At 71.4% G+C, this 16586-nt stretch carries 10 protein-coding genes; 6 read left to right on the top strand and 4 right to left on the bottom strand.

Annotation, left to right across the window (positions count from 1 at the left end):
- The first annotated feature begins 199 nt into the window (after positions 1–199).
- A complete protein-coding gene (locus tag ElP_RS01160; protein ID WP_231749379.1) occupies positions 200–613 on the top strand; it encodes an FKBP-type peptidyl-prolyl cis-trans isomerase in 414 nt (137 codons plus the stop codon).
- Positions 614–695: 82 nt separating this feature from the next.
- On the opposite strand, the gene ElP_RS01155 is transcribed toward ElP_RS01160, so the two are convergent.
- Positions 696–1247 (bottom strand): hypothetical protein, encoded by a 552-nt coding sequence (locus ElP_RS01155; protein WP_145266474.1) that lies wholly within the window; start codon positions 1245–1247, stop codon positions 696–698.
- Between the two features lie 544 nt (positions 1248–1791).
- On the opposite strand from ElP_RS01155, the gene ElP_RS01150 reads away from it, so the two are divergent.
- The 3 genes from ElP_RS01150 to ElP_RS01140 all read left to right on the top strand — a co-directional run bounded on the left by ElP_RS01150 (position 1792) and on the right by ElP_RS01140 (position 9095).
- The gene (locus ElP_RS01150) at positions 1792–2637 is read left to right on the top strand and encodes a DUF1559 family PulG-like putative transporter (RefSeq protein ID WP_197446628.1); all 846 of its coding nucleotides are present in this window, start codon (positions 1792–1794) and stop codon (positions 2635–2637) included.
- 515 nt (positions 2638–3152) lie between these two features.
- Positions 3153–4004 (top strand): putative capsular polysaccharide synthesis family protein, encoded by an 852-nt coding sequence (locus ElP_RS01145; RefSeq protein ID WP_145266472.1) that lies wholly within the window; start codon positions 3153–3155, stop codon positions 4002–4004.
- Positions 4005–5378: 1374 nt separating this feature from the next.
- A complete protein-coding gene (locus tag ElP_RS01140) occupies positions 5379–9095 on the top strand; it encodes a hypothetical protein (RefSeq protein ID WP_145266471.1) in 3717 nt (1238 codons plus the stop codon).
- On the opposite strand, the gene ElP_RS01135 is transcribed toward ElP_RS01140, so the two are convergent.
- On the bottom strand, positions 9040–9468 hold the full coding sequence (locus ElP_RS01135) for a DUF7670 domain-containing protein (RefSeq protein WP_145266469.1): 429 nt from the start codon (positions 9466–9468) through the stop codon (positions 9040–9042). The genes ElP_RS01140 and ElP_RS01135 overlap by 56 nt on opposite strands.
- Before the next feature lie 503 nt (positions 9469–9971).
- Here ElP_RS01135 and ElP_RS01130 point away from each other — a divergent pair.
- Positions 9972–11243 (top strand): efflux RND transporter periplasmic adaptor subunit, encoded by a 1272-nt coding sequence (locus ElP_RS01130; protein ID WP_145266467.1) that lies wholly within the window; start codon positions 9972–9974, stop codon positions 11241–11243.
- A 76-nt stretch (positions 11244–11319) separates the two neighbouring features.
- Positions 11320–14547 (top strand): efflux RND transporter permease subunit, encoded by a 3228-nt coding sequence (locus tag ElP_RS01125; RefSeq protein WP_145266466.1) that lies wholly within the window; start codon positions 11320–11322, stop codon positions 14545–14547.
- Positions 14548–14631: 84 nt separating this feature from the next.
- Here the strand turns inward: ElP_RS01125 and ElP_RS01120 are convergent, their stop codons facing one another.
- Both ElP_RS01120 and ElP_RS01115 read right to left on the bottom strand, forming a co-directional pair.
- Positions 14632–14859 (bottom strand): hypothetical protein, encoded by a 228-nt coding sequence (locus ElP_RS01120; RefSeq protein ID WP_145266464.1) that lies wholly within the window; start codon positions 14857–14859, stop codon positions 14632–14634.
- A gap of 208 nt (positions 14860–15067) precedes the next feature.
- Positions 15068–16498, bottom strand: coding sequence for an arylsulfatase (locus ElP_RS01115; protein WP_145266462.1), 1431 nt, complete (start codon positions 16496–16498; stop codon positions 15068–15070).
- Positions 16499–16586 lie beyond the last annotated feature (88 nt).

The following is a 16586-nucleotide window of genomic DNA, read 5'->3' as shown; positions in this document are numbered from 1 at the left end:
CCCCGACCCGGCCCCGGCCTGTCCCTGCCCCGGCGGGCCTGCCGGATGACGGAGACCGGAGATCCAGCACGCCGTCGCAGTTCGCCACGCCGGTTTTCTGATACCATCAAGACTCTGATCGGCGGGGCGGTCCGCCGAGCGTGTCGTCCGGGGGCACCCCGCGGCGACCGGTGCGGCCCGAGGAGGAGATCGTCGGCCGATGGACAAACCCCGCAGGTTCCGGCTGTCCCTGGGTGGGATGCTCCTCCTGGTGGCCCTGCTCGCCGTCGTGATCGCCGTCATGCGGCCCCGGGGCACGAGGGTCGTCGACGTGAAGGCGGGCACGGGGCCGGTCGCCACGGCGGGCAGCACGTTGCTGGTCCACTACGTCGGCAAGTTGGCGGACGGCACGACGGTCGACAGCTCCAAGTCCCGCGGCGTGCCGTTCGAGTTCGTCGTGGGACGGGGCAGCGTCATCAAGGGCTGGGACTCCGGGATCCTCGGGATGCGCGTCGGCGGCGTCCGACGCCTGATCATCCCCCCGGAGGAGGCCTACGGCGCGCAGGGAGCCCCCCCCGCGATCCCGCCCGACGCCACGCTGACCTTCGAGGTCGAGCTCCTCAAGGTCCGATGAGGGGCCCCCCGGGTGGCCCGGCCGACGACTTCGTCGGCCGGGCCACCCGGCGGGATGCCGGCAGGGACACCGACCTCCCGCGTCAGAAATTGAGCTGCGTGGCCGCGAAGAGGGCGAGCCAGCCGACCCCGAGGACGATCCCACCGACTTCGATCCAATCCCGGCCGCGATGGCGCCACTCCCCCAGCAGCCCCAGGACGAGCCAGGCCGATGCGACCGACGGGGCGGAGAAGCTCACCGAACGCATCATCAGGAAGTGGGGATAGAATCGAGGTCGGCTGTAGCCCAGGTAGCCCGTCCCCCATTCCAGCAGGACCGTCAGGACGGTGATGGCCAGGCCCAGGGCGGCCCCGTAGCAGGCGGCGAAGCCGGGAGAGCGGACGAGCCGTCGGTATCGCGGGCGGGGCGCGACGAACCTCAGGGCGAGCAGGGCCAGCGTCAGCGAGGCGAGCAGCGGGGCCGGGCGGCCGAACCATCGGATCCGTAAGGGGAAGGTCAGGGCCCCGTTGGAGTCCGAAACTGCGGAGTCCATGCTGGCCTGGTAGACCCTGGCGAGCATGAGGCCGACGGCCGCAGCGGCGACCAGGGCCATGATGTCCAGGACGGTGAACTTGCGGGTCGGCTCGCTGATCATGGCGGCCCCTCGACGTCTCAATCCGGACCAGCCATGCACTCTATCCGCCGCCGAACCGCCCGTCCAACGACAAGTGTAACAGAAAGGTCGTTTGCCGGAGACGATGCCCATTCCATCCCACCGGACTTCGGCCGTTACGGCTGGCGGATCCACGCGGGTGGCCCGGCCAACGTCGTTGTCCGGGTCGCGCAGCGACACGAGGGGCCGGCGACCGCCCGGCCGACCCGGCCCAAGCAAGCCCCTCCCGGTCGCCTCGTGCGGCTTCGCCGCCCGGACGACACGTGGTCCGGTCCACCCAACGGATGCCATGAGCGCAGGGCCGCCGCCGTGGGGTGCCCTGCCATGTCGCGAAGACGTTCTCCGCCAGGAGGGCACCGGCCCCCGGTCCGTCGCCCCTGGTCGCCGGTGATGATTCGGCTGGGCGTCTCGCCTTGTTGATCGTTGAGGCTTGACGGTCCGATCGGCCTCTCCTCAAGAGTCCGAAGGAAATCGCTGGCATCCACTCCCGAGGGGCCGGATGATGGCCCGAGGGGAGGCCTCGATCATGCAGCGACCACGAGCGCGGATGACAGTGCGGGTGCTGATGGGCGTGGCGGCGGTCGGGGCCCTGGCGGCGTTGTGCAATCGGGTCGCCTCTGACTTCTCCCGGGCCGAGCGAGAGGCCGCGAACCGGGCCGGCTGCGTGGGCCATCTCAAGAGCATCCTCTTCGGCCTCCACAACCATCACGCGACCTACGGCACCTTCCCCCCGGGCACCGTCCCGCACCCAACCCTGCCGCCGGCTCGCCGGCTGGGTTGGCCCGTGAGCGTGCACCACGAGGTCGGTGGTGGGATCGACCCCGGGATCGACGGGACGAAGGGGTGGGACGAGCCTCCGAACCGGACCCTTCACTACATGCCCCCGCCAGGCGCCTGGATCAGCTGGAAACCCCAGGACTCGTTCAACACCTTCGTCTGCCCCTCGGCCCCTGACGAGCAGCGGGCGCCCCGGCCGACATTGCTGAGTTACGTCGGGATCGCCGGCCTCGGGGCCGACGCCCCGGCGCTGCCCACGGGGCACCCGCGAGCCGGTGTGTTCGGCGAGAACAGGGCCACGCGGATGGCCGACATTCACGACGGGATGTCCCAGACGACGATGCTCGTGGAATCGAGCATCGGCCTGGCCCCGTGGACGGCCGGCGGGCCATCGAGCGTGCGCGGAGTCGACCCGGCGACGCGTCCCTATCTCGGGCCCGGCCGGGCGTTCGGCGGTTACCATCCCGGCGGGGCGAACCTGGCGATGGCCGACGGGTCGGTAACGTACGTGCGCAACACGATCGACCCCGCCGTGTTCGAGGCGATGTCGACGATCGCCGGGGGCGAGCCTGTGCCACCAGGTTGCGACCGATAGCCAGCCGCCGGCCTGCCGGTTGAAGCATACCCATCGCGTCGGGCCCACCCGACGTGCCGAATCGGGCCATCGGTCCTCGGGGACGGCGGGCCAGTCGGCCCCGGTGCGGGGCGTCGTGCTGGCGGTCGTCCTGGGCATCGTCGCCTCCCTGGGGGCGGTCGTCCCGAGAAACGCGACGCCCGCCCCGCCGATGCCGGACGCGACCAGGGGCGGACGATCCCGCCCGGCCACGGCGACCGTGCCAGATGGTCATACCCATTTCGCCAGGGGCTGCCTCTTCGCCCGAGCGGTCCTGTGCTGAGTGTCGTTCAAGGTCACCGGGCCCGGCCGGGCTCATCGCGAAGGCCGTTGCCTTTTGTCCCGGTGCTCGACGACGGCTTGCGAGAGCACAACTGGACTCGGACGTTCGTTTCGCATCCAATATCTCTTCAGGAGAACCGGACGAGGTCATGGCTGCGAGGTGCACGCACATCTAGAAAACCCCGGCTGACCGTCGCGCGTTGGAGCTAACGGCAATGATCCAGCTGAACTGGGGCTTGAAGCGGGCATATCGGAGGATCTTCCCGCGTTACGGCATCACCAGCCCGATCGCGGTCCATTCGTTGCCGAAAACGGGGACCACTTCGACCGTAGAGGGGCTGCATCGGCTCCGGCTGAATGTCCTTGTCTACCACACGCACGATTTGAGGGGGGGGCCTGATCGGTTGGAAGAGCGGCTTCGCAGTCTAGCGAATCCCGACGATCTACCATTCCTCTCATTCCTTGCGACACAACGAGCTGCCCGGGAACATCTTGAGCGCTGGCATGGCCGACCTTGGAATCTCGTCAGCATGGTCCGCGATCCGGTTTCCCGGAACATCTCCGATTTTTTCGAATCAAAATATCGAAATGTTCGCGATCATTTAGATTTACTGGAACACGGAAAACCGAATATTCCACAGGTTTGCAAATTGTTCCTGGACAGCAAAAAGGCTTTGGACCATTCGGACTGGTTCGATCGTCAGATGCGAGACGTCTTCGGCATCGACGTTTACGCCATCCCGTTCCCAAAGGGGACGGGCTACGCGATCTATGAAGGCCGTCGCGCCCGGTTACTGTTGATGCGGCTGGAGAATTTCGACTCCAACGCCACCGAGGCGTTCCGGCGGTTCCTGAACATCCCGAAATTCCAACCAGTGCAGGCATACGTCGGAGAAGAAAAGCACTACGCAGACCTCTACCGGCGATTCAAGCGCGAAGCGTTCCTTCCCGAGAGCTACCTGGACCAGCAGTTCGGCTCCCGGCTGGCTCGGCACTTCTACACCGACGCGGAGTTGCAGCAGTTTAAGCGGAAGTGGATGCGGGACACCGAGGTCGCGACAGTCTGAGCCGAGCGGGGTTGGGGCGAGTCCCGGGGCATGACATGGATCGAGCGTCCCACGAACGGCATCGGTGGGAGCTGGGGGCGTTGTTGGTCCAGGCCCGCACCGATTGCCATGCCAGAGAGCGTCTAACTCATCTGCCGTCCGACCCGCTCTCCGCCAGTCCCTGGGTTTGCCGGGCGGCTAACGAAGGTGGCCAGAGGGCGCCCCTAATTGTCAGCGATCGGCGAGGTGATCGGCGACATCCCGCCCCTGGTCGCGTTCACCATCCCCGGCATCCCGGCCGGGCAGGGGGGCATGGCCGACTGCTATGACCGGGAAGTTCGTGTGACTGCCGAAGCGGTCTTTCTCGATAGTAATGGGGAGGGGAGCAGTCTCCCCGGGCGGTTCGTCGTCCGTCGAGGTCGGGGGGGATCCCGGCGCGAGGGAGGTCGGACGGGCCCGGGGGGAGCCCTCGTCTTTGGCAATCAGGACGGGTGGATCGAGCGAACCCCCGAGGGACGAGGAGTCCGGGGTTCGTGACGAATCGAAGCCAATCCGGTTCGACCCGGACGCCGCAGGGGCCCGCGATCGGACCCGGTCTCGGGGCGCACCGAGGCGCACTGGAGGCGCACCGATCGGCTCGCACCGAGCCCGGATCGGGCGGCAGCGGGGTCGTTTCGGGCGTGGCGAAGCAAAGCCAATCGCGCGATGCAAACCGACGGAGCGAAGCGAATCCGATCGACGCAACCGACGACCATGACATCCTTTTCGCCTCGGCGACCGGGCGCACCGGGGGCACACCGGGCGGCGATCGACGGGGCGGACACGCGGCGATCGGGCGTGGCGAAACGAAGCCAATCCCGGCCGTCGGCCCGACGGGGCGAAGCCCATCGGCTCGACGTGGGCGGGGAGATGACCACGCGATTCGGTGGCGCACCGAGGCGCACCGGGGGCGCACCGGAAGGCCATCGGGGCGGCCGGAGGGTCGGGATCGGGCGTGGCGAAACGAAGCCAATCCCCGAGGGGCGTTTGACGGAGCGAAGCCAATCGGGTCGACGCAACTCGGGGACGGACAACACAAAACGCCCGATGCCCCGGGCGCACCGGTGGCGCACCGCTCGGCGCCCGGGCCGGGCGGAGGGCGGGGCGCACCGGCCCGAGCCGAGGGGGAGCCTTCGAGTCGGCGGGAGGGCAGGGGGGAGGACGGGGTGGGGACGACCGCACGCTCCGGCGGGGAGCGAGGGCCGACCGGGGGGGATTTCGCCCTGGGCATGCCGCGTCCCGGCTCCTCCGACCGGTCGGCCCCGGGCCGATGCGTCGTCTGGTCAGGGCGGGCCGGTCGGGATAGCATGAAGCCTCGCGTCGTCGAACGTCGCCGAAGTCGGGGGTGGGTGGACGATGGGCAGCCGGTCGGGCGGTGGCGGGGGGATGTCGCTGGAGGAGCTGAAGCGGGCGATGCGGGCGGCCGACCCGCATGCGGCCCTGGTCCCCCCTCGGGTGCTCCGCCGGGTCATCAAGCACGACCGCAAGATGGCCACGCTCGGCATCCAGGTGCCGCACCGCAAGACCTACGTGCTCGACGCCAGCACGGCGACCACCATCATCGAGCGCGACGAGCTGGGCCTGGACGTCGAGGCCGAGGCCGCCCTGACCGGGCCGATCATCCTGCTGGCCGAGCCCACCCAGGAACGGCTGGAGGCGATGACCCGGGGCCAGATCCTCCTGCGGTACTGGAGGATGCTCTTCCACGCCCGGGTCGACGAGGAGCTGGAGCGCCTCCGCAGGGCCGGCCGGATCCCCGAGGCCGACCTCCGGGCCCGGGTCGACCGGATCGGCCAGGGGGTCTTCGACGAGGCGAGGCTGGTCCTCCGGGTCGAGGACTACCTGCTCCCCCCCCGGGACCTCTGGGAGGTCTACCGCGAGTTCGTCGCGGTGTACCTGGAGCTGAGGCACTTCGCCCCGAGGCTGCTGCCCGGCTACTTCCCCTCGATCGAGGACACCGAGGCGGTCGACGCGGCGATCGCCGAGGACCTCGACGCCCGGCTGCTCTTCGACCGGACCCGCCCCCCGGGCGCCCCGGAGCCGGGCCGGCTGGGGGCCCTGATCGAGGCGGCCGACGACGCCCCCCCGCCCGACGAGGCGGTCGGCACCTACCCGCTGCCCTCCCCCCAGCCCGCCCGGCAACTGGCCGAGCGGCTGGTCCGGCGCTCCGAGCGGTCGATGAGGCGCGGGAACGTCGTCCGGGCGGCCATCCAGCTGGCGAGGTCGACGAAGTTCATCGACCCCCTCGGGCCCCCCTCGTCGTCGCACCCCTGGCCCCGGGCCCGGGCGGCGCTGGGGATGCTGGGGGAGCGGCTGGTGGAGGCCCTCGGGCTGGACCCGGCCGAGGCCGACGACTGGCGGAGGGCGCTGCCCGCCCTGCTGGCGCCGGCCTCGGAGGGGATCTACGCGGTCGAGGCCCGCCTCCTGTTCGACCTGCAGCGGCTCTGCGTCGACTTCGAGCGGCCGATCTACACGGTCGACCTGGTCGAGTGGATGCTCACCCTCGGCCGGAGGCCGATCAAGCGGCTGCTGCCCCACCAGCGGGAGCTGCTGGCGATCAAGCACCTGAGGTCGGCGCAGCGGCGGCTGCGGAAGGCCCGGATCTCGGACCCGGACCGCAGGAGGCTCGGCCAGCTCATCGCCGGGGCCCTGCATCGGGCCGAGGTCACGCTCCGGGGCCGATGCCGGGAGCCCCTGGCCGAGGCCCTGCTCCGGACCGGCCTGGAGCCGGGGAACGTGGCCGAGCGGGTCTCCTTCGACAAGATCGTCGAGGAGCTGCTGGACAAGGTCGTGGCCCAGGGGTTCCTGACGATGGGGGACCTCCGGGACGCCGTGGCCCGCAACCAGGTGAAGCTGCCGGACCTCTCCGGGGCCCGGGAGTTCTTCCGGGGGGACCGCCTGCTGATGGCCAACCGGCGGATGGCCGTGGCGCTGGACGGCATCTACCGGAGGGGGGAGGTGTACCTCCGCTGGCTGCAGCGGTTCAGCTCGCTGGCCTTCGGCACGCCGGCGGGCCGGTTCCTGACGCAGTTCGTGGTGCTGCCCTTCGGCGGGGCGTTCGTGGTCCTGTTCTTCGCGGACCACCTCTTCGCGGTGGTGACCCGGCAGCTGGGCTACGGGGTTGACCCGGAGAAGGCGGCCGAGGCGGCGGGGGCGGCGTCGGCGGCGGGGGCGGCGCTGGTGGAGGCGCTGGGGGCCTCGGCCTCCGGCCCGATGGCCGGGGCGGCCTCGGGGCTGGGGGTGGCCTCGGCCCTGGTGGCCGGGACGGCGGCCGACGGGGTGGCGCTGCTGGAGGCCGATCGGCTGGTGGCCGAGCGGGTCGCCGCCGAGGAGTCGGGCACGGCGGCGGCCGCCGCCGAGCACGAGGGGGGGTTGCACGTCATCCCCCACGACCCGGAGGCCTGGGTCTACGTCACCATCGTCGCCGGCCTGTTCCTGATGGGGCTGATCCACGTGCCCCGGTTCCGTCGCCAGGTGGCCTGGCTGATCCGGGCCTTCTTCGACGTGGGCAAGGGGTTCGCCTTCGACTTCCCCCGCTGGGTGCTCCGGCAGCACTACGTCCGGCTGCTGATCACGACCCGGGCCTTCCAGCTGCTCTGGCGGATGCTGGTCAAGCCGATCGGCCCGGCGCTGGTGGCCTGGCTCGGCTTCGCCCTGATGGGGGTGGGGCCCGACCAGGCCCGGCGGCTCGCCCTGGCCACCTTCGTCCTGGTCGGCCTGGTGCTGAACCTGCGGATCGGCCGGGACATGGAGGAGATCACCTCCGACTACATCGTCCACACCTGGCGGGTCATCCGGGTCAACATCTTCGGCGACCTGGTCCGGTTCATCATGGACTTCTTCGCCACGGTGCTGGAGAACGTCGACCGGCTGCTCTACACCGTCGACGAATGGCTCCGGTTCCGGGGCGGCGAGGGCCGGCTCTCGGCCGTCGGCAAGGCGATCCTCGGGGTATTCTGGTTCTACATCACCTACGCGGTCCGGTTCATCATCAACCTGCTGGTCGAGCCGCAGCTCAACCCGATCAAGCACTTCCCGGTGGTCACGGTGTCCCACAAGGTGATGGCGCCGATCCTGATCCTGATGATCCCGCCGCTGGCCGAGGCGCTGGAGGGCCGGGTGCCCGACCCCAAGGAGGTGGCCGGGACGATCTGGTTCCTCACCCAGCTGCTGCTGCCCGGGGTCTTCGGGTTCCTCGTCTGGGAGCTGAAGGAGAACTGGCGGCTCTACCGGGCGAACCGGCCGAGGGTGCTGCCCCGGGTGCTCATCGGCGGCCATGGGGAGACGATGCCCCGGCTGCTCCGCCCCGGGTTCCACTCCGGCACGCTGCCCCGGATGTTCTCCCGGATGCGGAGGGCCGGGCGGAAGCGGGCCCGGCGGCCCGGCGCAGAGGCCCGGCTGGAGCGCCTGAGGGACGACCGCCACCACGTCGAGGAGGCGGTGGCCCACTTCGTCGAGCGCGAGCTGCTCACCCTGCTGGCGCACTCCCGGTCCTGGGAGGACCTGCCGGGGGAGGTGGCCGGGGTCGAGACCAGCTCCAACCGCATCCGGGTCGCGCTGCGGTTCCCCGAGCTTGGGGACGAGCCGGTCGCCGTGGTCTTCGAGCACGCCTCCGGCTGGGTGCTGGCCGATCTGGTGGCCCCGCCCTGGGTCGACCACCTCCCCGACGACCGCCGCCGGGTCCTCCAGGCCGCCCTGGCCGGGCTCGACCAGATGGCCGACGCCGACCTCTCCCGGCCCCAGGTCGAGCACCTGCTGCCCCCCCAGGTCCGCTCCTTCGGCTTCTCCGACTCCGGTCTGGTCGTCTGGGCCGGCGACCGCCTCCAGACCGAGGCGACCTACGACCTCGAGGCCGAGTCCCGGGTGCTCTACCCCGCCGTCACCGGCCCCCGGCCCGTCCCCCCGCTCCCCCCCCTGGAGGCCGACCGCCTGCTGCTGGACCTCGACCCGATCACCTGGGACCGCTGGGTCGACACCTGGGAGGCCGAGCAGGACGGCCAGGCCCCCCCCGAGCCGTTCACCCGGGCCAGCCGACTCCAGTCGGACCCGGAGCCGACCGGGGCGACCGCCTGACCCCTCCCTCCCCACGCCTCCTCAGCGCCCAGGACGCCAGGGAGAACGCCGACGGGCTGGCGAAGATCAGGAACCAGGGCCCCCGAGGCCACTCCCCCGCCCCGACCCGGTGGACGAGGTAGAATCCCAGCACCCCCAGCACCGCCACCAGCCCCCCGAGCCCTTCCCGCCACCAGGCCAGCACCAGGCCCGCGGCCATCCCGACCGGGAAGCAGGCCAACAGGGCCCCTTCGAGCATCGACAGGCGCCAGGGCCAGGGGGGCTCCGCCGCCACGAACATCCCGATCACCCCCAGCGACAGCAGGCCCAGGATCCGCCCCGCCCACCTCGCCGCCCCGGCCAACCGGACCGACCTCCCGCCCTCGCCACTCATCGTCGCCTCCCCCGCCTCGGTCCCGACCGATCGCTCCCCGGGGGCCCCCGCCCCGCCAGCGGATCCGCCCCCCCTCCCTGATCACTGCCAGACGGCCCGTCCGGTGGGACAGCGGGGGGGGAGTCGCGAGGGCCGGGGGCCGGGCGAGGCGGCCCGATCGCGGGGCCCCGGGCCGGCCGCAGTGCCCGAGGGCCGGGCCCCCGACGCCTCCCCCGACGCCAGGGCCGCCGGGTCGGCCGGACCGGGTCGGCCACCCTTCGGTCCCCGACGGCCCCCGGCCCGCCGCCGGTGGGGTGTTGACGATCGCCCCCGGGCGGGCTATTCCAGGATCTAACACGCTGCCCTATCGTCCCGCCCCCGCGGCACTTATCGAATCGAATCGGACCCCTCCCCGGACGACGACGGCCGCGTCCCCCCTCGGCGACGCTCAATTGAGAATAGCCCACCCGCGACCCCCGCGACCCTCCCGCCGAGGCCCGACCCGCCCCCGAGGACCCCACGCGATGCCCGGCCAACCGACGCCCCCCGTCCCCCCCGGCCTCCCCCTGGTGCTGCTCTCCGGACTGCTGCTCTCGGGGCTGACCGGATGCTCGGAAACCGAGGGGATCGCGGCCACCCCCCGGCCGGCCCCCCCGCCCCTGCGCGTCCGAGTGGTCCGGGTCGCCGAGCAGGACTGGGACCGGGTGGTGGCGACCCAGGGCAACCTCGTCGCGGACGAGACGACGGTCGTCGGGACGAAGGTCGCCGGCCGGATCGACCGGGTCCACGTCGACCTCGGCGACTTCGTCGAGGCGGGCACGGTGCTGGCCTCCCTCGACCGCCGGGAGCTCCAGGAGCAGGTCCGCCAGGCCGAGGCCGAGCTGGTCCAGGCCCGGGCCGCCATCGGCCTGGACCCCGACGACGCGCTGGACGAGGTCGAGCCCGAGACCTGCCCGATCGTCCTGGAGCAGAAGGCCCTCTGGGACCAGGCCCGGGCCGATCGCGACCGGTCCGCCGCCCTGCGGAATCGCCAGGTCGCCACCGACACCGAGTACGAGACGGCCCTCACGGCCGAGCAGGTCGCCAAGGCCCGGCACGCCTCGGCCATCAACTCCGTGCGGGAGATGATCGCCATGGCCCGGGTCCGGGCCGCCCAGCTCGAGCTGGCCCGGCAAGCCCTGGCGGACGCCGAGATCCGGGCCCCCTTCGACGGCCGGGTCCAGGACCGCCGCGTCGCCCCCGGCATGTACGTCCAGGTCGGCGACCCGGTCATCACCCTGATCCGGGACGACCCGCTCCGCTACCGGGGGACGGTCCCGGAGGCCTTCGCGTCGAGCCTGGCGATCGGCCAGGTGGTCCGGCTCCGCGTCCAGCAGGGGCCGGCGCTGCCCGACGTCGAGATCAGCCGGATCAGCCCCGCGATCGACCCCTTCAGCCGCTCCCTGCTGTTCGAGGCCCGCGTGCCGAACACCGACCACGCCATCCAGGCCGGCCAGTTCTCCCAGGGGGAGGTGATGCTCGACGAGTCCCGCCGGACGATCGCCCTGCCGGGCTCGGCGGTCGTGGAGTTCGCCGGGACCCGGAAGGTCTGGAAGGTGGTCGACGGCCAGGCCGTCGAGCAGCCGATCGAGCTGGGCCTGCGGCGGGGCGACCTCGTCGAGATCCTCGGCGGGCTGGACCCCGGCGACCTCGTGCTGGTCGACGGCTCGGAGGGCCGCACCGCCGAGGTCGAGATCCGGGACGAGGTGATCGCCTCGCTCCCCGGCGCCGGGGCCGGCGGCCCGCCCTCCCCCTGACCGGCCCCCCCGGCTCCCGCGTCCGCCCCCGGCCCCTGCGTCCGCCCCGGCCCCGGCCCCGCACGGAAGAGGTCCCATGTACTGGCTCGCCGAGCTCTGCGTCCGCCGGCCCGTGTTCGCGCTGATGCTCATCCTCGCGTTCGTCGTGGCCGGCATCGCCGCCTTCCCCTCGCTGGGGGTCGACCGCTTCCCGAACATGGATCTGCCGACGGTCTTCGTGCGGACGACCTACCCCGGCGCCGCCTCGACCGAGGTCGAGTCCGAGGTCTCCCAGGTCCTCGAGGACGCGATCGCCACCGTCGCGGGCATCGACGAGCTGCGGTCGATCTCCCGGGACGGCCAGTCGTTCGTGATCGTCACCTTCGACCTGGCGCGCGACTCCGACGCCGGGGCGCAGGACGTCCGGGACGCCGTGTCCGGGGTGCTCAACCTGCTGCCCCCCGACATCGACCCCCCCGTCGTGCAAAAGCGCGACCTGGACTCCTCACCGATCCTCTCCCTGGCGGTCTCGGGCCCCAGGAGCGCGAAGGAGCTGTACCTGCTGGCCGACCGGGCGGTGAAGAACGTCATCGAGTCGGCCCCGGGCGTCGGCGAGGTGACGATCTCCGGGGCCGAGGAGCGCGCCATCCGCGTCGAGATCGACGCCTCGAGCCTGGCCGCCCACCAGCTCTCCATCCTCCAGGTCCGGGACGCCATCGCCCGACAGAACGCCGAGGTCCCCGGCGGGCTCGTCGACGAGGGCCGCCGCGAGCGCGCGATGAGGACCCTGGGCCGGGTCGACGACGCCGAGGACTTCCCCGAGCTGGTCATCGCCACCGTCAACGGCCGGCCGATCCGCCTCCGGGACCTGGGGACGGTGATCGACGACACGAAGGAGGTCCGCACGGCCGCCCGGCTCGACGGCGAGCCCGCGGTCATCATCCAGGTCCAGCGGCAGTCGGGCGAGAACACGGTCCACGTGATCGAGGGGGTCAAGCGGCGGATGGAGCGGGCCCGGGGCCTGCTGCCGCCGGACGTGAAGCTGGAGCTGATCCAGGACCAGTCGCGCTACATCGTCGCCGCCCTGCACGAGATCGAGGCGCACCTGGTCTCCGGCAGCATCCTCGCCTGCCTGACGGTGCTGGCGTTCATGAGGTCCTGGAGGTCGACGATCATCGCCTCGGTGGCCATCCCGGCCTCGATCGTCGCGACCTTCGCCTTCATGAAGCTGTTCGGCTTCACGCTGAACAACATGACGATGCTCGCCCTGGTGCTGATGGTGGGGGTGGTGATCGACGACGCGATTGTCGTGCTCGAGAACATCTTCCACTGCATCGAGGAGCGGGGCATGGACCCCTTCGAGGCGGCCATCCGGGGCACCCGGGAGATCGGGCCGGCGGTGCTGGCGACCACCCTCTCCCTGATCATCGTCTTCCTGCCCGTCTCGTTCCTCTCCAGCGTCACGGGCCGGATGCTCTACGAGTTCGGCATCACCGCCTCGGTGGCAATCCTCGTCTCGATGCTCGTCAGCTTCAGCCTGACGCCCATGATGTGCAGCAAGATGCTCCGGCCCGGCGCCACCGGCCCCGGCCAGGCCGCCTCCCGGGGCGGCTTCTACGGGGTGATCGAGCGGGGCTACCTCGGGATGCTCGGCCTGGCGATGCGGTTCCGGTGGCTGGTGCTGCTGGTCTCGGTGCTGGTGATCGCGGCGAACGTCCCGCTCTACAAGTACGTGAAACGGGACTACATCCCGACGAACGTCGACGAGTCCGAGTTCGAGATCCGGGTCGAGACCCAGGAGGGGGCCAGCCTCGTCTCGACCGACGAGGCGATGCGGGTCGCCGAGGACTACCTCCTCCACGAGCCGGGCGTGACGACGGTGCTCACCACCGTCGGCGGCCGGGGGACGGTCAATCGGGGCGAGATGTTCGTGAGGCTGGCCGACATCGAGACGAGGACCTTCTCCCTCGGGAGGCTGTTCCGGGGGCTCCTGGAGGGCGACCCGGGCGAGGCGTTCCGGGGGAACTTCAGCCAGCAGGAGAAGATGGTCGAGCTCCGGGAGCGGCTCAAGTCGCTCCCCGGCGTGCGGCTCTCGGTGCGGAACCTGACCTCGCTGCGGCAGGGGGCCCCCGTCGACATCGACTTCTCGATCACCGGCCCGGACCTGCTCGACCTCGCCGCGTTCGCCGACGCCCTGAAGGCGAGGGCCGAGGAGATCCCCGGCATCGTCGACCTGACCACCACCCTGCAGCTCGACAAGCCGGAGCTTCTGGTCGACATCAACCGGGAGCGGGCCGCCGTGCTCGGCGTCGACGTCCGGGAGATCGCCGACACGCTCCGCGTCGCCGTCGGCGGCGACGACCGCGTCTCCCGGTATCGGGACGAGACGGTGGACGACGCCTACGACGTCGAGCTCCGCCTGGTCGGCGTCGACCGGGGGGACGTCCAGTCGATCTCCCAGCTCTTCGTCCGGGCCAACCCCAGCATCGACCTGCTGGGCGTCGCCGCCGCCGCCCGGGAGATGCCCACCGACCCGGTCCTGACCCGGATCGACAACGTCGTCTCCTTCCGGATCGGCGACGCCGCCGCCCGGATCGACCGCCTCGACCGCCAGCGGATGGTGGCCGTCCGCGCCAACATCGCCCCAGGCTACTCGCTCGGCGGCCGGATCGAGGCGCTGCAGGCCGCGGCCGACGAGATGGGCGTCCCGCCCGAGATGGAGACCCGTGTCCTCGGCGGCGGCCGGGAGCTGGAGCGGACCTTCGACGACTTCCGATGGACCTTCGTCCTCTCCTTCGTCTTCATGTACATCGTGCTCGCTGCGCAATACGAGCACCTGATCCACCCCTTCACGATCCTCCTCTCGCTGCCCCTGGCCATCCCGTTCGGCCTGATCAGCCTGGCGTGGGGGGGCGAGACGCTGAACGTCTACTCGGCGCTCGGCATCCTCGTGCTCTTCGGCGTGGTGAAGAAGGCGGCGATCCTCCAGGTCGACCACATGAACGTGCTCCGGGCCGGGGGCATGGGCCGGCACGAGGCGATCATCCGGGCCAACCGCGACCGGCTCCGGCCGATCCTGATGACGACCATCGCCTTCGTGGCCGGCCTGATGCCGCTGCTCATCGCCACCGGCCCCGGGGCCGAGGAACGCCGGTCGATCGCCGTGCTGACGGTGGGCGGGCAGATGATGTCGCTGCTGCTGACGCTGCTGGCCGTCCCGGTCATCTACTCCTACCTGGACGACCTCAGCCAGCTGTTCCGCAGGGCCCCGGCCGAGCGGCCGACGGCCGCCGAGGAGCGCCCGGAACCGGCCCTGACGCGCTGATCGTCATGGGCCCGTGAGTCGCGTCGTCCCGGGGTCACGGCCCGCCGGCCGGGGATGGGCGGGGAGCCGATCCGATCCGGCCGGTCACTCGCCGGCCATCCAGATCCGCGTCTCCTCCCGATCGGCGTCGGTCCTCAGGAAGAATACGACGCATTCCCATCCGTGACGGGTCTGGAAGTGTCCGTCTTCCGCGGCCCCTGCGTAGGCGTGGGACCGGATGGCCCGACTGAGGGTCCCCCGGGGGATGGTCGCCATCACGTCTGGCGAGGCGACCAGGCGGCCGAGTCGGGCGTAGGGCGGTGCGGCGAGCATGGCGAGGGGCTCCAGGGCCGGGGATCGCGGCGACGGCCGCCGCGTCATCCCGGCAGTACGCCCCTCGCCCGGGGCCGGTTCACCGCACCGGCGTTGCATCTCGGGAACACGTCGATCCCGCCAGGAAGACCGATCCCGTCGGTCGCCCTGTCGCCGTCCCCGCCCCCCCTCCGAAGAGACTAAGGGGGGACGGACCCGGCCCGGGATGCTATCGTCCCGGCGCGGGGCGGAGCGGCCACGAGGGAGACTCTGACCGGGCGTTCCCCAGGTAGGTCTCGATCCGATCGACGACCTCGGGGTGCTCGGCCGCCACGTCGTCCTCCTCCCCGACGTCGCCCCGGAGGTCGTACAGCTCCAGCGGCCCGTCGGGCGAGAGCCGGAAGCCCTTCCATCGACCCATGCGCACGGCCTGCTTCGACGCCTGGCCCTCGTGGAATTCCCAGTAGAGGAACTCGTGATCCTCCTGCGACCTCCCGGCGGCCTCGGGGCCGATCAGGGCGGGGAGCAAGGAAATGCCGTCGAGGTCGTCGGGCAAGGCGGCGGTCGCCCCCGGCCCGGCAAGCTCGGCGAGGGTGGGGGGGACGTCCCAGAAGGCCCAAATCTGGTCGCTGACCGCCCCGGCGGGGACGCGGCCGGGCCATCGGACGATCATCGGCACGCGGATGCCCCCCTCGTACAGGTCGCGCTTGATGCCGCGCAGGGGGCCGTTGCTGTCGAAGAAGTCGGGGTCGAAGTCCTTGCCGCCCTCGCGGTGCGGGCCGTTGTCGCTGGTGAAGAAGACGATGGTGTCGTCGTCGATATCCAACTCGTCGAGCCTGGCCATCAGCCGGCCGACGTCGGCGTCCATCCGGGCGATCATCGCCGCCTTGCCCTTCTCGGCCTCGGGCCAGTCTCGGCCGGCGTAGTCGCCGAGGTCAGGCACCTCCATGCCGTTGCCGGTGGCCCGGGAACCCTCGTTGTTGGCGTGCGGGATCGTCAGGGAGAGGTAGAGGAAGAAGGGCCCCTCGCGGTGCTCCTCGACCCAGGAGATCGCCCCGTCGGCGAACAGGTCATGCGAATACGTCCCACGCTCGACGGAGACGCCCTCGTCGGGGCCGATGACGTTGCCGGGCAGCTCGACCCGCTCCTCCTGGCGCCAGAGGTGGTCGGGGTAGAAGTTGTGCGCGTGCCGCTGATTCAGGTATCCGAAGAAGTCATCGAACCCTTGTTTGTTCGGCACGCCGGTCGACCCCGCCTCGCCGAGGCCCCACTTACCGACCAGTGCCGTGTCATAGCCGGCGGCCTTGAGCGCCTCGGCGACGGTCACGTCCCCCGGCTCCAGGGGGTCCCGGGCGTTGCCCCGGATCCGGGCGTGGCCGGTGTGGTAGCCGGTCATCAGCACGCAACGAGACGGGGCGCAGACGGTGCTGCCCGCGTAGGCCTGGGTGAACCGCGTCCCCTCGGCGGCCAGGCGGTCGAGGTTCGGCGTCTGCAGCCCTCGCTGCTGGCCGTAGCTGCCGAGGTCACCCCAGCCGAGGTCGTCGGCCATGATGAAGATGATGTTCGGCCGGGACTCGACCCCGTCCTGGGCCGTCGCGGGGCCCGTGACGGCGAGGGTGGCCGCGCCGACCAGGGAGGGCAGCAGTCGGGACGATCGCATGGGGTTCGGCTCCTGGAGGCACTCGTTCACGACGTGGGCGTTCGGGCGGCCACCGGCCCCCCGACTCGCCTCGGCTCGCCCGGCGGGG

The organism is Tautonia plasticadhaerens (assembly GCF_007752535.1).
Lineage (GTDB): Bacteria > Planctomycetota > Planctomycetia > Isosphaerales > Isosphaeraceae > Tautonia > Tautonia plasticadhaerens.
This window is presented reverse-complemented; position numbering and strand designations above follow the sequence as displayed.